This window comes from Shimia fortis (genome assembly GCF_040225985.1).
Lineage (GTDB): Bacteria > Pseudomonadota > Alphaproteobacteria > Rhodobacterales > Rhodobacteraceae > Shimia.
Genome location: NZ_JBBPEU010000001.1, coordinates 321084 through 342113, shown reverse-complemented (window position 1 = coordinate 342113; position 21030 = coordinate 321084). Strand labels below are relative to the sequence as shown.

The 21030-nt window shown below is 55.0% G+C and carries 17 protein-coding genes; 7 read left to right on the top strand and 10 right to left on the bottom strand.

Annotated elements, in window-relative coordinates; translation table 11 throughout:
• Positions 1 to 70: 70 nt before the first annotated feature.
• A complete protein-coding gene (locus WNE31_RS01535; protein ID WP_349977821.1) occupies positions 71 to 1507 on the bottom strand; it encodes a polysaccharide biosynthesis/export family protein in 1437 nt (478 codons plus the stop codon).
• Here WNE31_RS01535 and WNE31_RS01530 point away from each other — a divergent pair.
• Positions 1501 to 3408 carry a polysaccharide biosynthesis protein gene (locus WNE31_RS01530; RefSeq protein ID WP_349978243.1) on the top strand — a complete coding sequence of 636 codons (1908 nt, stop codon included), beginning with the start codon at positions 1501 to 1503 and terminating at the stop codon, positions 3406 to 3408. The two genes, WNE31_RS01535 and WNE31_RS01530, sit on opposite strands and share 7 nt — an antisense overlap.
• 7 nt (positions 3409 to 3415) lie before the next feature.
• On the opposite strand, the gene WNE31_RS01525 is transcribed toward WNE31_RS01530, so the two are convergent.
• Genes WNE31_RS01525 through cysQ form a run of 4 tightly spaced genes read right to left on the bottom strand, consistent with a single transcriptional unit; the run spans position 3416 to position 7302 of the window.
• The gene (locus tag WNE31_RS01525) at positions 3416 to 4474 is read right to left on the bottom strand and encodes an NAD-dependent epimerase/dehydratase family protein (RefSeq protein WP_349977820.1); all 1059 of its coding nucleotides are present in this window, start codon (positions 4472 to 4474) and stop codon (positions 3416 to 3418) included.
• Complete coding sequence (locus WNE31_RS01520) at positions 4467 to 5708, bottom strand: glycosyltransferase family 2 protein (protein ID WP_349977819.1); 1242 nt, start codon at positions 5706 to 5708, stop codon at positions 4467 to 4469. The genes WNE31_RS01525 and WNE31_RS01520 overlap by 8 nt, the downstream gene beginning before the upstream one ends.
• Entirely contained in the window at positions 5705 to 6505 is an 801-nt protein-coding gene (locus WNE31_RS01515; RefSeq protein WP_349977818.1) for a 3-deoxy-manno-octulosonate cytidylyltransferase, read from the bottom strand. The genes WNE31_RS01520 and WNE31_RS01515 overlap by 4 nt, the downstream gene beginning before the upstream one ends.
• Positions 6505 to 7302, bottom strand: coding sequence for a 3'(2'),5'-bisphosphate nucleotidase CysQ (cysQ, locus tag WNE31_RS01510; protein WP_349977817.1), 798 nt, complete (start codon positions 7300 to 7302; stop codon positions 6505 to 6507). The genes WNE31_RS01515 and cysQ overlap by 1 nt, the downstream gene beginning before the upstream one ends.
• Positions 7303 to 7419: 117 nt before the next feature.
• On the opposite strand from cysQ, the gene WNE31_RS01505 reads away from it, so the two are divergent.
• Both WNE31_RS01505 and WNE31_RS01500 read left to right on the top strand, forming a co-directional pair.
• On the top strand, positions 7420 to 8241 hold the full coding sequence (locus WNE31_RS01505; RefSeq protein WP_349977816.1) for an ABC transporter permease: 822 nt from the start codon (positions 7420 to 7422) through the stop codon (positions 8239 to 8241).
• Positions 8238 to 8855, top strand: a complete 618-nt coding sequence (locus WNE31_RS01500) for a hypothetical protein (protein WP_349977815.1) — start codon at positions 8238 to 8240, stop codon at positions 8853 to 8855. Before WNE31_RS01505 ends, WNE31_RS01500 begins: the two co-directional genes overlap by 4 nt.
• Before the next feature lie 6 nt (positions 8856 to 8861).
• Here the strand turns inward: WNE31_RS01500 and WNE31_RS01495 are convergent, their stop codons facing one another.
• Positions 8862 to 9467 carry an alpha-ketoglutarate-dependent dioxygenase AlkB family protein gene (locus WNE31_RS01495; RefSeq protein ID WP_349977814.1) on the bottom strand — a complete coding sequence of 202 codons (606 nt, stop codon included), beginning with the start codon at positions 9465 to 9467 and terminating at the stop codon, positions 8862 to 8864.
• A 207-nt stretch (positions 9468 to 9674) separates the two neighbouring features.
• Here WNE31_RS01495 and dnaK point away from each other — a divergent pair, with 207 nt between their 5' ends.
• Both dnaK and dnaJ read left to right on the top strand, forming a co-directional pair.
• Positions 9675 to 11588, top strand: a complete 1914-nt coding sequence (dnaK, locus tag WNE31_RS01490) for a molecular chaperone DnaK (RefSeq protein ID WP_349977813.1) — start codon at positions 9675 to 9677, stop codon at positions 11586 to 11588.
• A gap of 80 nt (positions 11589 to 11668) precedes the next feature.
• Positions 11669 to 12808: a molecular chaperone DnaJ gene (gene dnaJ / locus WNE31_RS01485; protein ID WP_349977812.1), complete on the top strand. Its 1140-nt coding sequence runs from the start codon at positions 11669 to 11671 to the stop codon at positions 12806 to 12808.
• Between the two features lie 60 nt (positions 12809 to 12868).
• On the opposite strand, the gene WNE31_RS01480 is transcribed toward dnaJ, so the two are convergent.
• The gene (locus tag WNE31_RS01480; protein WP_349977811.1) at positions 12869 to 13708 is read right to left on the bottom strand and encodes an amino acid ABC transporter substrate-binding protein; all 840 of its coding nucleotides are present in this window, start codon (positions 13706 to 13708) and stop codon (positions 12869 to 12871) included.
• A gap of 160 nt (positions 13709 to 13868) precedes the next feature.
• Between WNE31_RS01480 and radC the strand changes: the two genes are divergently transcribed.
• Positions 13869 to 14630, top strand: a complete 762-nt coding sequence (gene radC, locus WNE31_RS01475; protein ID WP_349977810.1) for a RadC family protein — start codon at positions 13869 to 13871, stop codon at positions 14628 to 14630.
• Here the strand turns inward: radC and WNE31_RS01470 are convergent.
• The 3 genes from WNE31_RS01470 to secA all read right to left on the bottom strand — a co-directional run bounded on the left by WNE31_RS01470 (position 14627) and on the right by secA (position 20003).
• Positions 14627 to 16183, bottom strand: coding sequence for a phosphate ABC transporter substrate-binding/OmpA family protein (locus WNE31_RS01470; RefSeq protein ID WP_349977809.1), 1557 nt, complete (start codon positions 16181 to 16183; stop codon positions 14627 to 14629). The genes radC and WNE31_RS01470 overlap by 4 nt on opposite strands.
• 19 nt (positions 16184 to 16202) lie before the next feature.
• Positions 16203 to 17210 (bottom strand): translocase, encoded by a 1008-nt coding sequence (locus tag WNE31_RS01465; RefSeq protein ID WP_349977808.1) that lies wholly within the window; start codon positions 17208 to 17210, stop codon positions 16203 to 16205.
• Positions 17211 to 17306: 96 nt separating this feature from the next.
• Positions 17307 to 20003 (bottom strand): preprotein translocase subunit SecA, encoded by a 2697-nt coding sequence (gene secA / locus WNE31_RS01460; RefSeq protein WP_349977807.1) that lies wholly within the window; start codon positions 20001 to 20003, stop codon positions 17307 to 17309.
• Positions 20004 to 20175: 172 nt separating this feature from the next.
• On the opposite strand from secA, the gene WNE31_RS01455 reads away from it, so the two are divergent.
• Positions 20176 to 21027 (top strand): peptidylprolyl isomerase, encoded by an 852-nt coding sequence (locus WNE31_RS01455; RefSeq protein WP_349977806.1) that lies wholly within the window; start codon positions 20176 to 20178, stop codon positions 21025 to 21027.
• Positions 21028 to 21030 lie beyond the last annotated feature (3 nt).

Sequence of the window (21030 nt, the reverse complement as noted above, 5' to 3'; positions counted from 1 at the left end):
CGTCTGCACTGTTTGTCATCCAGTGGATGTCGTCAGTGCTTCTTATTTTTCATAAATCCAACCGAAAAAATCAGTTAAACACATTTGCGATTGCAAAGGCTGTACCGACAAAGGCGATAACGGCCTGTGCGGAATTCAATACCGACTCTGTCGCAATCACTGTGTCTTCAGGCTGGATTTCGAAGTTTCTGGCACCAAACAAACCATCTGCTGTCGTCAGGTTCATCACAAATACCACGTATTTGTTCGAAGGTCCGCTTGCGTCCATGCGCACTGCAGAATCTGGATATTCTCTCAGCACCAGCAACCCCTGTGCGTTGGCCCGCGTGTCAAGGATACCCCCCGCGATCGTGACAGCCTCGACGCCGTTAACTGTCTCTTTAGGGAAATAAACGATGCTTTCCCGTTGGGCGGCGCCCATCACGGTAAAATAGCGCTGGTCTTCTTCGGCAAAAACCTGATCACCGCCTCGCAGGATCGCGTTTTTTGACGGACTGCGGAAAAGCTCTTTGGCCGGAATTTCATAAGTGGACCCTCCTCGGCTCAGACGCACGATTGGGTTCACAAGGCTCGGGTCAATCCCGCCTGCCTTTGCGATCAGGCTGCGGATTGAGTAGTTCCTGTTTGGAAGCGTGTAAGTTCCCGGATTGGCAAATCCGGACACAGCGTCGACCGAGTTCGAAACACCTTCTTCCATGGCGACCTGAACCTGAATGGAAGGCGCAATATTAGCGAGCCTCTCCTGCAAAAGCTTGCGCGCTTCGTTTGCGGTCAACCCAGCGACCTGCACCTCTTCCACATACGGCACAAAAATAGTTCCCGAAGCGGACACCTCGATAAGTGGCATTTCGACATTGCGCTGCTCTATGCCGGTCAACAAGGAGTTGTCCGAGTTGTCCCAGATCAGCAGGCTCAGATTGTCGCCCGGTCGAATGACATTCGAACGGGGGCCACGCTCGGCAGCCAACCAGTGATAGTGCCCGTGCCAGCCGTTCCTTGGCCACGATGCAATCTGATTGACGTTGCCGCGACTGACCTCAACGACGCTGATATCACGTTCAGCGAAATCTTCTTCATTCGAACCGATCACTTCCTGTGTTGTCGGTGCGCCACGCGGCAAGGAACATGCAGCAAGAAGCCCAACAGCACACAAAACTGCAACCAATTTGAATCCAGACGTCATGACAGACTGCTCGCCACCTTTTCGTTGGCTTCTTTTAACCACTGCACTTCGCAAGCAACAATGTTTTTTTGATTCGCTCGGAAAAAAGTCGCAGCCTGTGTTTTCATTGCGTTCTATGCGCAAATTTGAAACGGCTTTGCTCTGTAGCGGTTCGGCAAGTTGCTCACGTTGAGCGAATTGTCGCCATTCTACAAATTTTACGAATTTCGCCTTCTTATCACCTATCCACAGTGGTATCGTATCATCAAGAGAAAGACATTCTCGGATTTGGGCAGTATTTTCAGGCGAATACATTTTTGGGCGACGCATTTCTTGGGGTGTCACACTTGCTCTACAAGTTCATGATCTCGCTGAGCAGGGCTCAGAAAAGCGCGATTTTGTTGGCGCTTGATCTGTTTTGGATCGCAGTTGCGTTTTCTTTCTCGCAACTTCTGATGGCGCCTTTCCCGGAAAACCTTGGCGCGGCTTGGCAAACCCTCTGGTACCTGGTGCTCCTTTTGCCCGTTGGCGCCTTTGTGATCCATGCTGTTGGGCTTCACCGCATCAAGCTGAATGCCTACGGCATGAACGACATGGTGAATACGGGCGCGTTAGCAGTCATTGTCGGAGCAACCGGATACGCGGCCAGCTATGTCGCAAGCTTCCTCGGTCTCGGACTACAGACCGCGAGTGGCGGAAGCTTTGCCGCGTTTTCGATGTTCTTTATCGTTCTTTCCGTATCCGGAAGGATGTTGCTTCTCAATCTCGTGTTTGCACTGTTCCGACGCAACCAAAGCCGTAAACGCGTTCTGATTTATGGTGCCGGACAAACCGGACAACAATTGGCCGCTGCGCTGATGACCGATGACGAGTTTGAAGCTCAATGTTTTGTTGATGACGAACCCGCCCTGCAGAAACTCTCTATCCGCGGTTTGCGTGTCTATTCGCCCCGTGAAATTTACGAAATCGTTGAAAAATACGATATTGACCGGATTATTCTGGCGATGCCTTCGGCCAGTCAGGCGACCCGGGTCCGTATCGCCAAAGAGCTTAGTGGCGTGGGCTGCGAAGTGCTTGGCCTGCCTTCATTCGCAGAAATGGTCGTTCGTGCGGAAGGGGCACACAAGGCTGCACCCGTGCGCCTTCCCGAGTTGTTGGGCCGCACCGCACTTGAAGCGGAAATTCCTGCCTCAGCCGAGCCATACCGTGGAAAAAGCATCTTGGTGACAGGTGCCGGTGGATCAATCGGCTCTGAGCTTTGCAGGCAAATTCTGACACTGCAGCCAAAGAAACTGGTGATGCTGGACCACAGTGAACTCGGTCTATACTCTGTCGGTCGCGAAATTTCCGAGCTTTGTGGAGACATTGAAATTGTCTTGTCGCTGGGTTCAATCGTGCATGAAGAATTTGTCGAAGAGATTATCGGCAAACACAACATTGACGTGATTTTCCATGCCGCGGCTTACAAACACCTTCCCATGGTGGAAGACAACTCGCTTGAAGGACTTCGCAACAATGTTCTGGGTACACGGGTCGTTGCTGATGCGGCTCGCAAGGCTGACGTAGAGCGGTTCATTCTGGTTTCGACGGATAAAGCAGTGCGTCCGACAAGTATAATGGGATCATCCAAAAGGTTGGCCGAACTTGTTGTTCAGGATCTCGCGACGCGCAGCACGACAACACGATACTCAATGGTCCGCTTTGGAAATGTGCTGGGATCGTCCGGCTCGGTCATTCCACTTTTTGATGAACAGATCAGGCAGGGCGGGCCGGTGACCGTGACTCACAAGGATGTCACGCGGTTCTTCATGACCACTTCGGAAGCAGTGCGACTTGTCTTGCTCGCCGGGACATTCTCTCGCGGTGGAGATGTCTTTGTGCTCGATATGGGTAAACCTGTCCGGATCGCGGAGGTGGCTCGCAAGATGATTGAGAATGCCGGCCTGACCGTGAAGAATCCGCAAAACCCAGATGGTGATATCGAGATTCAATTCACAGGTCTGCGCGATGGTGAAAAAATGCATGAAGAGTTGCTTATTGGCAGTGACATGCTGACCACGCCGCATCCCAAGATTCTGCGGGCACAGGAGAAACACCTGTCTGAACTTGAAATGGCAAATGCGCTTCAGGATCTGCGGCGTGCCATTGATGATCGTGACTCGGATTTGGCGACCAATATCTTGCAAAGGTGGGTCGAGTCTGTCGGCAGCAATAGTGTCCCGATTGAAAAGGCCGAAGTCTCCTGACTGGGCTCTAAGCTCCATAGTACTCACGATACCACTGAACAAACTTCTCAACCCCATCTTGAACCGACGTTTGCGGTCTGGACCCTGTCAGAGTCTGCAATAGCCGTGCCTCAGCCCATGTCGCGGGCACATCTCCTGGCTGCATGGGTAAGAAGTTCTTTTTCGCCTCGATACCTATTGCGTTCTCGATTGCCGCAACAAAATCCATCAGGGGGACGGGTGCGCCGTTGCCGATATTCACTACACGCCACGGCGCCACTGCACTTAACGAATCAACCTCTGAGGCGGTGCCTGAACGCGCAGCCATCAATGGCGGCGCAACATCAACCAGCTTTGCAATTCCGGCTACAAGATCGTCAATATAAGTGAAATCACGACGCATGTTACCGTTGTTGTAAATGTCGATAGGGTCACCATTCAGAATAGCCTTGGTGAACTTGAACAGCGCCATATCCGGACGCCCCCAAGGGCCATAGACTGTGAAAAACCGGAACATTGTGATCGGAATATCGTAAAGATGCGCATAGGAATGCGCCATCGCCTCATTGGCTTTTTTGGTGGCTGCGTAGAACGACATCTGCATGTCCGTCTTGTGCGTTTCCGCATAGGGCATCTCGGTATTGGCTCCGTAGACAGAGGATGTGGACGCCATCAACATGTGCGCAGGGGGATGGGCCCGCGCTGCTTCGAGCAGCTCGTAAACCCCGATCAGGTTCGCATCCACATATGAGCGTGGCGCCTCGATCGAGTAACGCACACCTGCCTGAGCAGCCAAATGAATGACAGCATCAAACCGATGCTTTTCGAACATATCCATCAGCAAGCCCTGCGTCTCGATCTTTCCGATGACCGGCGTGAAATCTTCGTAAGGCTCCAGCATGGCATGACGGCGCTCTTTCAGCGTCACGTCGTAATAATCGCTCAGAGCATCGAGACCGACCACTTGCCACCCTTGCTCCAGCAATAGTTTTGAAATGTGATATCCGATGAATCCTGCGGACCCCGTCACAAGTGCGGTGCGTCTGGTTGTCATTGGGCTGCTCCGGTTTTTCTTTTTGTCATTCATGATTCAGTCCGCGCTGCACCGCAACCCGCTGTTTTTCTTCTCTGACCCGGTGACGAAACGCGGTCAGACGAAACCAGGGCTGGGTACGCTCTGACTTGCCGAACAGGCCACCGGATTGTTCCCAAAACCCCGCCTTTTCAAAGCTGACTCTGTGGAAATACGCCGTCGGGGAAAACACAAACAGGCTGACCCTATGGCCTTTTGCGGAAAGGTCCGCAGCCTTCTGTCGTAACTTTTTTCGCTGCCAAATACGGCCCGCCAGCACGACAGGCTCGGCATTTTCGTGTCTTTCGAATGTACGCATCCCGGTTGTGGCACGCGGGATCGGAGGCAAGACATCAATCATACGATCCAGCCCTTCGGCATATCCTTGGCGCAACCGTTTCATCAAGCTGACCACTTCACCCGGTTCGAGCTGACCCGATACCATGAACCCAACCAAGCGCTTTTTCTGGGAAGCCTGTTCGTGTTGCCAGATATGCGAATGCTCTTGTTCGGGGCAGTGTTTACGAAGAAAGACAGCCATGCTCGCGCCAATCTCAAATAGATCCTTGGGCGCGCGGTTTGATCGTCGAACCCCGTTTGCATAGAAACCGTGATGCACTTCAGCCAAAGGCACCACCGCCACTGGATGGTTCAGGCGGGCAAGCCGCAGATCAACATCGGTTTCATCAAGGTAATATCTGAAAGCCGGATCAAAGCCGCCAATCTCGGCAAGCACTGTACGACGAAACGCCATGTTGGTGCCTTCGGTCTTGAGCGTGCGGCCAAGTTGCGGACGCAGCACGACCGGTTCTTTTCCCGTTATCATGAGGTCGGTCGCTTTGCCTGTCTGATCGACACACCGCGCGCGCCATTGATACGAAATACCATTGCGTCCGCGCACAAAACCGGTTGTCGCTACCAGTTCGGGTTCCTGCGCGAACGGGGCGACAAGGTGATCCAACCAGGTAGGTTCGGGTACGGCATCATCATCCAGAAAGGCGACAATATCCCCTGCAGCTTCGGCGATGCCAAGATTGCGGGCCGCCGATATGTTCGCTTCGTCAAATTCGACCAGTTTGACACGGTCACCGATTTCGTGGGCGCGTACGGTAAAACACCCGGCCTGATCCGCGACCACGACGATCTCGAAAGTGTCGTAGAACAATTGCGAAACGCCCGTCAGACAGCGGGTCAATGCATCGGGGCGGCCCCGGCTGACAATGACCACGCTGACGGGCAGTTGAGTCATGGCGTTCCCATCTCGGCCATCATGGCCTCGATCCGCGGTACATCTTCTGGATTGTTCAGTTCCCAGAAATGTCGGCCCCTCGCTTCAACCTCGACGCACAATACCTTGTGCCCATGTTCCATGAAGCGTAACTGCTCCAACCCTTCGAGGGATTCAAGCGGCCCAGCCTGCCAGCGTGGGTAGGCACCCAGCGCAGAGGGTCGATAAGCATAGACTCCAACATGATGAAAAACGGGCGTCTCGGCGTCACCCGCGTATGTTTCGGAGGTGAAGGGAATAACCTCTTTCGAGAAATAGAGCGCATGTCGATCCTTGGTGAACACTGCGGTCGTTCCGCCCACGCGCCCTGCCTTGCGGTCGTCTAGAAAACCGTTCAATGCCCGGCCATCGCAACGCAGTACCGGCGTTGCCACTTCGGCCATAGGATCACCGCGCAGACCTGCGATTAAATCCTCGACAAACCAGGCGGGCGTCAGCGGTGCATCCCCCTGAAGATTCACGACAATATCATATCCGCCGCCCAGATTGTCGAACGCCTCGGCACATCTCTCTGTGCCGTTGGCGCAGTTCTCGGATGTCATGACGACCTCGGCCCCAAAAGCTTCGGAGGCCTCGCGTATCCGTTCATCATCTGTCGCCACAACGACACGGTCTACACCTTGCACCTTACAAGCGGCCTCATAGGAACGCTGGATCAGGCTTTTAACCTCGCCAGTCGCACCTTTCAGCGTTGCGAGCGGCTTGCCCGGATAACGTGTTGACGCATACCGCGCCGGAATGGCGATCAGAACAGACATCAGGCTTCTTTCAGCTCGACCTTGGGGGCGTAAGCAATGAAGAACGGGTTGGCGAAATCTTCCTTGCCATAGGTCAGCGGGGTGTGGTCATCGAAACGGACGACATTGCCACCAGCCCCCAGCAAGACCGCGTGACCGGCGGCGGTATCCCATTCCATGGTGCGCCCAACGCGGGGGTAGAGATCAGCCTCTCCTGTTGCGACAAGGCAAAACTTCAATGACGAGCCTGCACTTTTGGAGTCTTTCACGTTGTATTTGTTTATGTAGTCGTCCGTGGCCTGGTCACGATGCGATTTCGACGCCACCACCAAAAGTGCTTCATTGTCGCTGTCGGCAACGTTGATCGGGGTCACGTCGCCGGTCACATCCAGCGCAAAATCTCCGGTTTCTTCGACCGACTGACCATCTGCTTGGGTGAAGAACATCCGGTTTTTGGCAGGCGCATAAACCACTCCGCGCTGGGGCACACCGTTTTCCACATAGGCAATATTCACCGTGAAATCACCACGACGGTGGATGAATTCCTTGGTTCCATCCAGCGGGTCCACGATCAGGAACGTGTCGCCTTTTGCGGCGTGGCTGTCGGCCTGCTCTTCGGTTACCAGCATCACGTCGGGGAACTCCTTGGTCAGGCCCGCCGCAATAATGGCGTCTGCGGCTTCGTCAGCTTCCGTCACCGGGCTATCGTCGGATTTGACTTTCACATCAAAGTCGTCCGAGTTGTAGATTTGCATAATCTTTTCTCCGGCTTCGATGGCGAGGCGACGCATAACCGGGACTAGGATTTCGTAGTTCAATTTATTTCTCCTGGTGAGAGCATTTGTTGTAATGATGGCTCGCGCCCCTTATGCTGCGTGCATAACTAAACAGCAAGATTTCCCTGCGATAAGGGAACAATTCTTGGGTGCAGGGTCATGTTTCAACGCGCAGTGCCAAAAAATTCGCTGACAGGCGCCTTTAATATTGCGGAGCTGATCTATCATTCGATCGTTCGCAGTGTTCGCAAGGCGCATGGCAACGCCGTGATTTCGCTACTTTTGAACATGTTGCAGGTCTTCATGTTCACCATGGTGTTCTATGTGATGTTCTCGGTGCTTGGTTTACGCGGGTCTGCACTACGCGGCGATTTTCTGCTCTACGTGATGTCGGGCATCTTCCTGTTCATTACCCACACCAAAACGGTTGCCTCGGTATCTGGCGCCGAAGGGTTTTCATCCCCGATGATGAAACACGCACCGATGAACACGGCCATTTCTATTGCCTCGGCCGCGCTCAGCACCCTTTACATTCAGGTGATCTCTCTTTTCACCATCCTGTTTATCTACCATGCCGCAATCACGCCGATCGAGATTTATGATCCAATCGGGGCCTTCGCCATGCTTCTTCTTGCGTGGTTTACAGGTGCTGGTGTCGGGCTGGTGTTTCTCGCGCTGCGCCCCTGGTTCCCGACATTCTCGGGCATCGCGAGCACGATTTACCAAAGGGCCAACATGATCGCCTCCGGCAAGATGTTCGTCGCCAACTCGATGCCGGGTTTCATGCTTGCCATGTTTGACTGGAACCCATTATTTCATTGCATCGATCAGGCGCGCGGCTTCATTTTCATCAATTATTTCCCCCGCAACAGCAGTATCGATTATCCATTCTATGTGGGGCTCGCTCTGGTCATGATCGGCCTCATGGGTGAATTCTACACCCGCCGTCAGGCCTCGATCAGCTGGGGAGCACGCCGATGAAACGACTATTGGTCTTGGTCTTCATGTGCCTGCCCGCGCTGGCAAAGGCCGACATGCTGCCAGCATTATTTGACGTCACCGGCGTTGCGGCAAATGATACACTGAATATTCGCAGCGCGCCGGACGCCAACGCTCAAAGGATCGGAGAACTCGGCCCCGATGCCAAAAACGTCGAAGTCGTCGGTCTGGGTCCGAACGGAAAATGGGCCATGATCGGTCTGCCCGAGGCCACCGGATGGGTCTCGCTGCGCTTTCTAGAACGCGTATCAGAAACCAACTGGATTCAAGACGAAATCCCTCTTGCCTGCTTCGGAACCGAACCGTTTTGGTCAGTAGGCGTCGACGGCGACAGACAAGTTTTGACCCACCGCCACTTCGATGCCGAGGAAGAAGCATTCGACATCACTTGGGTCGCAGCTCCAGACGCAGGCATGAGCGGGACCATGGGTCTTTATGCCACGGGATATGGAAGCGATGTTTTTACAAACATCAGCAGCGCCCAGTGTAGCGACGGCATGAGCGACCGGACCTTCGGGTTGTCCATCGCGCTCTATATCATGACGAATGAGCAGACGGTCGGGTACAAGGGGTGTTGCGCGCTTGTCGCGAGGTGACAGACCTTATCCTACTACCCGCAAGGTAAGATTGATCCGCCCTCCATGGGTCAACAACCGGGAGGATCCGAACCTGATACGGTCAACCCCATGATGGGCCAACCGCGCATCGCCGCCCATCACCACGACATCGCCAGACTTTAGCCAGATGGACTCGGTCTTGCCGCCGCGCTCGGGATTGCCCATGCGAAACAACGCTTCATCCCCAAGAGATATGGACACCACCGGCCACTCGAACCGGATTTCATCCTTGTCCTGATGCATCCCCATCTTGGCAGTCTCGCCATAGAAATTCACCAGACAGCAATCAGGCGCGCGCTCGGACGCGGCGACCGCATTCCAGATTTTCAGGACGGATGCGGGTATCGACGGCCAAGGCATGCCGTCGGGATGGCGGTCCTCATATCTGTATCCGCGCCGGTCTGTGACCCATCCCAACCGTCCGGCAGATGTCATCCTGACAGACATGGGTTTGCCCGATGGCGTAACGGGCGAAAAAAAGGGCGCCTTTCGAGCCACCTCGCGAATTTCCTGCACCAACAACTCTTGCTCTTCCGGGCTCAGAAACCCTTGGTATACCTCAAATCCCTTGATTTTGAGCGAGTCTGGCATTGGTTACGGGCACCACGGCTTGTTGCCTGTCAGATTCATCAGATTCTTCTCATTTCACGAGTATCTGATGCTTGCAGGCTGTTTTCCTGCTCCCTATATACGCTGCGAAGCGTGGCGGGCAAATGTCCGCTTCAAATGAGATCGGGGCTTGGATGCCATAACGGGTTCAGGTCTCGGAAAATCGCCTTAATGTAGAAGGGATCAAAAATGAGCAAAGTGATCGGTATCGACCTCGGTACAACGAACTCCTGTGTCGCCCTTATGGACGGCTCGCAGCCAAAAGTGATCGAAAACGCGGAAGGTGCGCGCACCACCCCTTCGATCGTCGCATTCACCGATGACGAGCGCCTTGTAGGCCAGCCGGCAAAACGCCAGGCCGTCACCAACCCCGAAAACACTGTCTTTGGCGTCAAGCGCCTGATTGGTCGCCGGTTCGACGACGCGGATCTGGCCAAGGACAAAAAGAACATGCCGTTCAACGTCATCAATGGCGGCAACGGCGATGCATGGGTCGAAGCCAAGGGCGAGAAATACAGCCCCTCGCAAATCTCGGCCTTCATCCTCGGCAAAATGAAAGAAACCGCCGAGAGCTATCTTGGCGAAGAAGTGACCCAAGCGGTTATCACCGTGCCGGCCTACTTCAACGACGCCCAGCGTCAAGCCACCAAAGACGCGGGCAAGATCGCCGGTCTGGAAGTGCTGCGCATCATCAACGAGCCGACTGCCGCAGCACTGGCCTATGGTCTCGACAAGGAAGACACCCACACCATCGCGGTTTATGACCTTGGTGGCGGTACATTTGACGTGACCATCCTTGAAATCGACGACGGTCTGTTCGAAGTGAAATCGACCAACGGCGACACCTTCTTGGGTGGTGAAGACTTTGACATGCGCATCGTCAACTATTTGGCGGGCGAATTCCAGAAAGAGCACAATGTCGACCTGACCAAGGACAAGATGGCCCTGCAGCGTCTGAAAGAAGCTGCTGAGAAAGCCAAGATCGAACTGTCCTCGTCGTCGCAGACCGAGATCAACCAGCCGTTCATCTCGATGGATCCCTCCTCGGGCACCCCTCTGCACATGGTGATCAAGCTGACCCGTGCCAAGCTGGAATCGCTTGTGGGTGACCTGATCAAGGCATCGCTGAAACCCTGTCAGGCTGCTCTGAAAGACGCTGGTATGTCCGCGAATGAGATCGACGAGGTTGTTCTTGTCGGTGGTATGACCCGCATGCCCAAGGTGATCGAAGAAGTGACCAAGTTCTTCGGCAAAGAGCCCCACAAAGGCGTGAACCCGGATGAAGTGGTTGCCATGGGCGCTGCTATTCAGGCCGGTGTTCTGCAAGGCGACGTGAAAGACGTTGTTCTGCTTGACGTAACCCCGCTGTCGCTTGGCATCGAAACGCTGGGTGGTGTGTTCACACGCCTGATCGACCGCAACACGACGATCCCGACCAAGAAGTCGCAGATTTTTTCGACTGCAGAAGACAACCAGAACGCCGTAACCATCCGCGTGTTCCAGGGTGAGCGCGAGATGGCAGCCGACAACAAGATGCTGGGCCAGTTCAACCTCGAGAACATTCCTCCCGCACCCCGCGGCATGCCCCAGATCGAAGTGACCTTCGACATCGACGCCAACGGCATCGTGTCGGTCGGCGCCATGGACAAAGGCACCGGCAAAGAACAGAAGATCACGATCCAGGCATCGGGCGGTCTCTCGGATGAGGACATCGAAAAGATGGTCAAGGACGCCGAGGAAAACGCCGAGGCAGACAAGGAACGTCGCGAACTGATCGAAGCCAAAAACCAGGCCGAAAGCCTGATCCACTCGACCGAAAAGTCGATGGAAGAGCATTCGGACAAGGTTGACCCGACCACGATCGAAGCGATTGAGCTGGCCATTGCGGCACTCAAGGACGACCTTGAGAAAGACGACGCAACGGCCGACAAGATTAAAAGCGGCATCCAGAACGTGACCGAAGCGGCTATGAAACTTGGTGAAGCCATCTACAAGGCAAGCCAGGAAGAAGGCGCCGACGAACCTGCGGCGGCTGACATGGACGGAGGCGATGACGACATCGTCGACGCCGACTTCGAAGATCTGGACAACGACAAGCGCTAATCGCGCGTTATCGGAAACGACGAAAGGGCCGGTCCGGTTGCCGGATCGGCCCGATTTCTTTCCGGCCAAAGGAGTAACCCATGGCAAAACGTGACTTTTACGAGGTGCTTGGCGTCAGCAAAGGGGCTTCCGCGGACGAAATCAAAAAAGCCTACCGCAAGAAGGCCAAGGAACTCCATCCCGATCGCAACGCGGATAATCCCGAGGCAGAGGCTCAGTTCAAAGAAGCCAATGAAGCCTACGAAATCCTGAAAGACGCGGAAAAGAAAGCTGCTTATGACCGCTTTGGCCATCAGGCCTTTGAAGGTGGCATGGGCGGTGGGCCACGTGGCGGACACCCCGGGCAGGGTGATTTTTCCAGCGCATTTTCGGATGTGTTCGACGACCTATTCGGCGATTTCATGGGCGGGCGCGGCGGTGGTCGGCAACGGGCAGCCCGCGGAGCAGACCTGCGCTATAACCTGCGCGTGACTCTTGAAGAAGCCTTCTCAGGGATCCAGAAGACCATCAATGTGCCGACATCGGTCCAATGTGACGCTTGCGACGGCACCGGAGCCGAAGGCGGTGCCGAACCCGTCACCTGTCCCACCTGTTCCGGCATGGGAAAGGTGCGCGCGCAACAAGGCTTTTTCACTGTTGAGCGCACCTGCCCCACCTGTTCCGGCATGGGCCAGATCATCAAGAACCCCTGCAAAACCTGTTCAGGTCAAGGTCGTGTCGAGAAAGATCGTGCACTCTCGGTCAACATCCCGGCAGGTGTCGAAACCGGCACACGCATTCGACTTGCTGGCGAAGGCGAGGCGGGTATGCGAGGTGGCCCGACCGGGGATCTCTACATCTTTATTGATGTGGCACAGCATGACCTGTTCGAGCGTGACGGACCCAACTTGTTCTGCCGGGTACCTGTCTCGATGGTCTCGGCCTCTCTGGGTGGTGACATCGAGGTGCCAACGATCGACGGTGGACGCAGCCGTGTGAAAATCCCGTCAGGCAGCCAGTCCGGCCGCCAGATGCGCCTGCGTGGCAAAGGCATGCCGGCCCTGCGCGGCAGCGGCACCGGGGATATGTTCATTGAACTGGCAGTGGAAACACCCGTGAACCTGACCAGTCGTCAAAAAGAGCTGTTGAGGGAGTTTGAGGAGCTATCCGAGGACAACCATCCCGAAAGCAAAAGCTTCTTCAAGTCGGTGAAGACGTTCTGGGATAGCATGAAGGGTTGAACCCCTGCGGAGATATAAAAATGGCGCGCCAAAACTCGGCGCGCCATTTTTTATTTCTGATTACTCGACAGTGGGTGCGATAAGGTACATCGCTTCCATCGCAATACCCGGGTTCACGTTGGGAAACGCCTTCTGGAAGATCCGCTGCATTTCACCATTTGCGTACAACTGCGACAGCGCGCGATCCACGACCAACCTAAATTCCGTATCCCCGCGCGCCAATGCCAAGCCCTGTTTCTCGATGGTCAGAATCTCGTTCGACATTTTCATGTTTTCACGCGCGGTACTTGTGAAGAACAACTCGGCCAGTATCGACTGATCCGCGAAATAACCGTCAATTTCTTGAGACTCCATGGCGGCCATACCGGCGTCATGAGAGTTGAACGTAATGATTTCGGCCTCAACGCCCAATTGCGAGAGCGAATTTCGAAGCGCTTCTTCGGTTGTTGTACTACCTCGGACACCCAATTTGCGGCCAGAAAGTGCCGCCAGATTCTGTGGTTCGTCCTTTTGCAGGACCAGAGATGTGCCGTCGACAAATATGGGGATCGAGAAATCCACCTGTTCACGACGGGATAGGGTAATTGTCGCGGCTCCACAAAGAAGGTCAACTTTGCCGTTCGACACCATGTCAAACCGGTTCGCCGCATCTACGGGCAAAAAGGTCACGCTCAAATTGCCCATTTTGAGTTCGTTGATCATGGTCTGGGCCACCTGCACACATACAAGCGGCGCGTAGCCGGCAGGTTCGCCATCATCCATTTCATACGACAAGGGGGCCGCATCCATACGATAGCCGATATTAAGCTGGTTGGTCGCCTTGATCCGGTCGAGAGTCTGGGCAGTGGCGGGAAACGCGGCCAGAGCAATCGCAAAGCTAAAAAGGAAAAGGTTTCGCATGCTGCATCCTGATGAAACTAATAGGTACCTTAACCCTCACACCAATAGCCGAAACCAACAAGAAATATTTGAAAGCAGCCCGTTCTGCTACGCTGTTCAGAGTTCTTTGAGACGGGTTGCGGTTAACGATTGCTTTACCGAGTTGAGTCACATCTAGAGTATGAAGGACCGGAGCGCATTTCAGGAATTACCACTTCCGCTGTTTGCCACTGAAGAGGCGAAAGAGACGCCTCTTCCGGTCGGAAAGATACCGTCCTATATCAAAGATCACCGAAAGCGGCTGCGTCAGCGTTTCCTTGATGGCGGGCCCAAAGCCATACCCGATTACGAGTTGCTAGAATTGATCCTGTTTCGCGCGCACCCGCGACAGGATATGAAACCGTTGGCGCACGCCTTGCTCCACAAATTTGGCAGTTTCAACGACGTGATGTCGGCCTCCTCTCAACGCCTGAAAGAGGTTAAGGGGGCGGGCGATGCAGTCGTGATGGAAATCAAGATAGTCGAGGCCGCCGCGCACCGTCTTGCAAAATCGCGCGTTATGCAGCGGCGTATTCTCTCAAGCTGGGATGCCTTGCTGGACTATTGCCACACCACAATGGCCCATCGCGATACCGAGCAGTTTCGCGTTTTGTTTCTCGATACGAAGAACACTCTGATTGCCGACGAAGAACAAGCCCAAGGCACGGTGAACCACGTGCCGGTGTACCCGCGCGAGGTGCTGAAGCGCGCCCTTGAACTCAACGCCAGTGCCCTGATCCTTGTTCACAACCACCCATCGGGCGATCCGACGCCCTCGAAATCCGATATCGACATGACTCACCAGATAGAAACTGCTGCGCGGTCGCTGGGCATAACGCTTCATGACCATCTCATCATTGGCAAATCACAAGAGCTCAGCTTGCGCGCCGAAGGTTTCATTTAGCGCACCCATATTTCCACGCGTCGGTTCACCTGGCGGCCCCAGGCGCTGTCGTCGCACGCCATGGGCATAGCTTCACCAAACGCGTCGACTTCCAAGGATAGCAAATCCGGGTTGATAGTTTCAGCAGCCTCCAGAACCGCCCGACGCACAGACTCAGCACGCTTGAGTGCGATCTCTCTATTGCCAAGTGCGGGGCCGTTTCCATCGCTGAAGCCGACAAACAAGACTTGCCGACCGTCATAAACGCCCGCCTCCAATGCGCGTGCAAACTGTTGTACGTTTGAGCGTGACTGGGCATCAAGCTGGGTCCTGCCGGCCTCAAACCGGAAAGACGTTGTCAAGCGTTTCAAAGGGTTCAGGCGTTCCGTCATACGTTGAAGTTCGGCGAGTTCGACATCGGCGCCCGCCACTGAGATCGCGTTTACAAACCGATCCCCTTGCAAGTTCACCGGAACCTCCTCCGGTGCCTGATCAACAAATCCAGCGCGTCTAATGACGATCTGGGCAGATGGCGTTCTTGTATAGGCAAGAAAGGCCCTTGCCACTTTTGGCAAGCGGCGGGCCGGAAAATAAAGGAACATCGGAGCCGTTAGCGGATAATCCTCGGTTTTGATATTGCGCCGGGACACCGACAAGGAAAATCCACAGGGACCAGTGAATGTGAGGGGAACCGTATTTCCAAGCTCGGCATAGCTGGCGATTCCGATCCCGAAGGGGTCGCGCGATACGGCAGATGTTAGAGCTAATGCGTTGGCGTATGTCTGAACACCCTCAGCAAACTTGAGTTTGGCCGGTTTCATGAGCTGGTCTTCAACAGCCTGCGCGAGACCAGAGCGCATTTCAAAAAGGTGCAGCGAAATGCTGGCATCAGGTCCACCAAGGCTTTGCCAGTTGTCGATGTCACCAGAAAAAACGCGCGCCAGATCAGAAGGAGAGATCTCTCGGACCGGATTTCCCGGCGCGACGACCGGCACCATACCGTCCAGCGCAAGAACGCGGCTGCGGTTGGCGGCGCGCATGTCGCCCAATCCGGCCTCGTAACCCAATCGGGCCTCCTCGGGGCGGATCTCTCGAAGGGACATCGAAATATCGGCTTCGTTAGCCAGTAGATCGGCAAACCCTTCGTCCGAGTTGCTGGCATGAAAAAAGAAACGTGCGAGTTTGGTGCCCTCTGCATCGCTGAGGTGGTATTCAAAACGCTGCAGGTCGGTCGCGTGCCGCTCGACAATGTAATTGTTCCGCAAGGCGAAGGCTTCGATCAGGGCGGGCATGAGGACTTCACCCATTCTCGCAGCACCAGAAATCGAGATATCAGCAACATAATTCGTCAGGCTTGGGCATCCCGGCCCGTCACACTGCACGCCCGACCCATCCACCGTCAGTTCGCCATAAATCGTATCGACGCGATAGAACTCGCCGTCGAACCCAAGAAGTGTTCCTGTAATTTCGACTTTGCCGTCCTGCGATCTCAGCGTGACATCCTGCGCAAGGCCGGGCAAAGCCCCTATGAAAAAGGAAAGTGCGGCGAAAACCGCCGCACGCAGGTGAGTCATGAAATCGCCTTTGCCACCGTCATTGTATCTGTGCGATTTTCAGGTCTTCCAACAAGTTTTTCAACACCAGAAATTCACCTTTTGCATCGCATTCGGGAATGGACAGATTGATTTCTTGCGTCATCAACCGCCCGCCTTCCCTAATCTGCATCGTTGTGGCCGAGATATCGCGATTGCAATTGGTTGCGCTGACTTCCGCTTCGATGCTCAAGGCAACATCGCCATAGCGTTTCGTCGTCAATGTCGGGAAGGTATAGACCTCGGCATTCCAGCCCTCTGCGATCTGGTCATTTCCAAGACGCGTCAAAAACCCGCCCGCGCCTCCGGCCACCGCGGCAACATCGCGCGCCGCACCGCCCCAAACATGCCCTTCCCCGCCATAGGGCGCCCCAAATTCGCGGGCATGAAGTTGCAGACCGCTTTCCCCGCGCCAAACGACCGCTGCGCGATCATAAAACGGCACCGAGCTTACCGATACCTGAGCGGTTTCACCGTCACCATTGGCAAAAACTACGGCGAACACGGCGTGTTCGGACAATGCGGGAATATTGACCTGCAAAGTCCCATCAGCGCTAACAACATCGCTAAAGCGCAACGCCTCGTGATGTATAGTCACCTTTTCACCAGTCAGGCACGGGGCAGACAATGACAGAAGAACCATGGCGCCTGCACCGGCTTCGGCAGTGAGTTCGGCATCACACCCCAATTGCGGCGTCGCTTCTTCGGCAGGCAACATGCCGACAGGCAAATCACGTGACACCAGAAGAATCACAGGTTCTTGCAGCAACTCGGCCTCATGTGCGAAATCCTCGGGAACACTAGGCAGCGCACCTGGCTTGGTGGTGCTAGGCGCCGCAGTAAGGGCGTTCGGTGCGTTTGTCGTAGAAAGTTTTCGGGAAGGTTCCGTCCCTGCGCGCGCAGCAGAATTTGCCTCCTTCGTTTGCATCAGGAAGCCAATCGAAATGGCGATGGAAAACGTTGCCAGGGCAAGTGCGTATCTTCTGTAAATGTTTTTCTTCTCAGACATACCAGACTCCAAAACTCGAACTGCCCCGCACTATGTCTGACACGAAAAAAGGGCGCCGCTGTGGCGCCCTTTTGGAGATTGTCTGTTCAGAACCTGTCAGACCAGTCGGCCATGGCAGTGCTTGAATTTCTTGCCCGACCCGCATGGGCAAGGCTCGTTCCGGCCCGGATTGCCCCAAGTTGACGGATCATCTTCGACAAAACCCTCTATGGCAGGTCCCGCCCGATCTTCTGGCGCGGGTACGGCAGCAGCCCTTTCAAGCTCGGCCTGTCGCATCTGCATTTCCATGGCAAGCTGCTGTTGTTCTTCCTCGGTCATGGGCTTGATCGAGCACAAGGTTTTGGTGACGTCTTCACGAAGGCTGTCCAGCATGCTTTCAAAAAGCTGGAAGGACTCGTTCTTGTATTCGTTCAGCGGGTCGCGTTGCGCATAGCCACGGAAACTCACGACCGAGCGCAGGTGTTCGAGACGCAGAAGGTGTTCACGCCACTTGCTATCGATCGTTTGAAGAAGAACCTGCTTTTCGATCATGCGCATGGATTCGGCGCCAAACGCCTCGGCCTTTTCGGCCATCATCTTGTCGGTGGCTTCTTCAAGGCGTTCCTCGATCACGTCGTCATCGACGCCTTCCTCCTGCGCCCATTCGATCACCGGCACATCAATATTCAGGCGCTCGATACAAGCCGCATAAAGACCCTCGGTATCCCATTGGTCTGCATAGGTCTTGGGCGGCATGTACTGTTCAACAAGGTCCGCGATCACCTCTTGGCGCATGTCCTGCGCGATCTCCGAAAGGTCTTCGGCTTTCATGATATCGCGCCGCTGGTTGAAGATCACCTTGCGCTGCTCGTTCATCACATCGTCGAACTTCAGCAGCTGTTTGCGGATGTCAAAGTTGCGTCCTTCGACCTTGGCCTGGGCCCGCTCAAGCGATTTGTTGACCCAAGGGTGCACGATGGCTTCGCCTTCTTTCATACCTAGTGTCGACAACACCTTATCGAGGCGCTCTGACCCAAAGATGCGCATCAGGTCATCTTCAAGGGACAAGAAGAACGAAGACCGACCCGGGTCACCCTGACGGCCCGAGCGGCCACGCAGCTGGTTGTCGATGCGACGGCTTTCATGGCGTTCCGTGGCCAGTACAAAAAGACCACCAGCATCCTTCACGGCCTGCTCGTCGCCCTTGTGCTCTTCTTCAATACGGGTGCGGATTGCGGCATGATCACCGTCGGGATCGGCGGCAATCGCTTCCATGATCTTGAATTCTACGTTCCCACCCAGCTTGATGTCGGTGCCGCGGCCCGCCATGTTTGTTGCAATCGTGACGGCGCCGAGCTTACCAGCATCCGCCACGATCTGGGCTTCCTGCTCGTGCTGGCGCGCGTTCAGGACGTTGTGCTTTACGCCAGCTTGTTGGAGCATGTTGCTCAACAACTCGGACTTTTCGATCGACGTGGTACCTACGAGGATCGGCTGGCCCTTTTCGTGGGCTTTCTTGATCTCTTCGACAATCGCCTCGTATTTTTCTCGTGCGGTCCGATAAACGGCATCATCTTCGTCGAGGCGGGCGACCGGTCTGTTGGTTGGCACCTCAACCACACCCAGACCATAGATTTCCTGAAATTCCTCGGCTTCGGTGGCCGCGGTGCCGGTCATGCCCGCCAGTTTGTCATAAAGACGGAAGTAGTTCTGGAAGGTGACCTGCGCGAGCGTCACGTTCTCGGGCTGGATGCTGCACCCTTCTTTGGCTTCAATCGCCTGATGCAAACCTTCGGACAAACGGCGCCCTGGCATCATCCGGCCCGTGAATTCGTCGATCAGCACAACGCTACCATCACGGACGATATAGTCTTTATCCTTGGTGAACAATTTGTGCGCGCGCAAACCTTGGTTCACGTGGTGCACAATCGTGGTGCTCTCAGGATCATAGAGCGACTGACCTTCGGGCAAGATTCCACGCGCTAGCAGGTTTTCCTCGAGGAAGTCGTTACCTTCATCAGTAAAGGTCACCTGACGCGACTTTTCCTCGATCGTGTAGTGACCCTCCTGAAGTTCGGGAATCAGCGCATCAATGGCGACGTATAGATCGCTGCGGTCTTGCGCCGGACCCGAGATAATCAGGGGAGTCCGCGCTTCATCGATCAGGATCGAGTCGACCTCGTCCACGATGGCGAAGTGATGATCGCGCTGATACATCTCACGAAGGTCGCCTTTCATGTTGTCGCGCAAATAGTCGAACCCAAGTTCGTTGTTGGTCGAATAGGTGATGTCAGATGCGTACGCCGCGCGCTTTTCTTCATCAGGCTGCTGCGGGTAGACACAGCCCGTTGTCATCCCCAGCGCGCCATAGACCTGACTCATCCATTCTGCGTCACGTTTGGCGAGATAGTCGTTCACAGTGACGATATGCACACCTTTGCCGGTAAGGGCATTCAAATAGGCCGGGAAGGTTGCGACCAGGGTTTTACCCTCGCCTGTTTTCATCTCCGAGATATTTCCCTGATGGAGGAAAATGCCGCCCATCAACTGGGTATCGAACGCCCGAAGTCCAAGAGAACGCACAGCCGCTTCGCGACAGTTGGCAAAGGCTTCGGGTAAAAGCGCATCAAGGCTCTCACCGCCTTTGGCGCGTTCGCTCAACTCAACGGTCTTGGCTTTGATCTCGTCATCGGAAAGCTTCTGAAACTCTGGCTCAAGCGCATTGATCTTTTCAACGATCGGACGGGTTGCCTTTATCTTGCGATCGTTCGGCGTTCCGAACACTTTGGTGGCAAGTTTTCCGAGACCCAGCATATGTTTTTGTCCTTCGTTGACACATTCGTGCGAGGCATCCGCTTGCCCAGACCGCGCCCTGCTCATACAAACGGGGAAACGGGCAATTTGCCTGCGCTCCAAAGCGATGTAAGGGGCGCCAGTAATAGTGTCAACGCCGCCAACCCACGCGGCACCCTGCAAGGACAAAACGATGTTGAAACACCTCAAATTCCTCTGTGCAACGGCGGTTACGCTGGCACTTACCAGCCCCTCCCTCGCGAAGGATGCGGTGGACGCAGAAACCGTGGTTGCCACCGTGAACGGCACACCGGTGACCGTTGGCCAGATGATCATGGTTCGTTCTGCACTGCCACAGCAATATCTGACCATGCCGGACGATGTTCTGTTCACGGCAATTCTTGACCAAATTATTCAACAGAATGTTCTGGCCCAAGCCCATGAAGGGGATGATCCCAAACGGCTCGAGATAGCATTGCAAAGCGAGCGTCGGCTTATCCTGGCGGACTCGGTCGTTGAAAAGTTCCTGTCGAACATGCCGACCGACGCTGAGGTGCAAGCGGCCTATGATGCGAAATATTCAGGCTTTGAAGGCCCGACCGAATACAACGCCGCCCACATCCTCGTTGCTTCGGAAGAAGAGGCTGTGAATCTACGACAGAAAATCGTCGACGGCGCGGACTTTGCAGACATGGCAAAGGAACACTCCACCGGACCCTCGGGCCCGTCGGGGGGCGCTCTTGGTTGGTTCGGCGCTGGAATGATGGTGCCGGAATTTGAAACTGCCGTTTTCGAAATGGAAGTTGGCGGTGTCTCAGAACCCGTTCAAACACAGTTCGGCTGGCATCTGATCAAGCTTAACGAAACCCGCAAACAAGAAGTCCCTATGATCGACGACATTCGCGGCGAATTGATCGGCGAGATTCAAGGCGCCAAGCTGGATGCCTTTATCGACTCGCTCACCGCCAAATCCGAAATTGACCGCACGAGCGCCGAGGGCATTGACCCGGCCGTCATCAAAGACGCAACCCTGTTGGACGACTGACCC

Coding starts and splice junctions, on each gene's coding strand:
- WNE31_RS01525 (WP_349977820.1), bottom strand. CDS start 4,474: ATGAATGACAAAAAGAAAAACCGGAGCAGCCCAATGACAACCAGACGC.
- WNE31_RS01520 (WP_349977819.1), bottom strand. CDS start 5,708: ATGACTCAACTGCCCGTCAGCGTGGTCATTGTCAGCCGGGGCCGCCCC.
- WNE31_RS01515 (WP_349977818.1), bottom strand. CDS start 6,505: ATGTCTGTTCTGATCGCCATTCCGGCGCGGTATGCGTCAACACGTTAT.
- WNE31_RS01505 (WP_349977816.1), top strand. CDS start 7,420: ATGTTTCAACGCGCAGTGCCAAAAAATTCGCTGACAGGCGCCTTTAAT.
- WNE31_RS01500 (WP_349977815.1), top strand. CDS start 8,238: ATGAAACGACTATTGGTCTTGGTCTTCATGTGCCTGCCCGCGCTGGCA.
- WNE31_RS01495 (WP_349977814.1), bottom strand. CDS start 9,467: ATGCCAGACTCGCTCAAAATCAAGGGATTTGAGGTATACCAAGGGTTT.
- dnaK (WP_349977813.1), top strand. CDS start 9,675: ATGAGCAAAGTGATCGGTATCGACCTCGGTACAACGAACTCCTGTGTC.
- dnaJ (WP_349977812.1), top strand. CDS start 11,669: ATGGCAAAACGTGACTTTTACGAGGTGCTTGGCGTCAGCAAAGGGGCT.
- WNE31_RS01480 (WP_349977811.1), bottom strand. CDS start 13,708: ATGCGAAACCTTTTCCTTTTTAGCTTTGCGATTGCTCTGGCCGCGTTT.
- radC (WP_349977810.1), top strand. CDS start 13,869: ATGAAGGACCGGAGCGCATTTCAGGAATTACCACTTCCGCTGTTTGCC.
- WNE31_RS01470 (WP_349977809.1), bottom strand. CDS start 16,183: ATGACTCACCTGCGTGCGGCGGTTTTCGCCGCACTTTCCTTTTTCATA.
- WNE31_RS01465 (WP_349977808.1), bottom strand. CDS start 17,210: ATGTCTGAGAAGAAAAACATTTACAGAAGATACGCACTTGCCCTGGCA.
- secA (WP_349977807.1), bottom strand. CDS start 20,003: ATGCTGGGTCTCGGAAAACTTGCCACCAAAGTGTTCGGAACGCCGAAC.
- WNE31_RS01455 (WP_349977806.1), top strand. CDS start 20,176: ATGTTGAAACACCTCAAATTCCTCTGTGCAACGGCGGTTACGCTGGCA.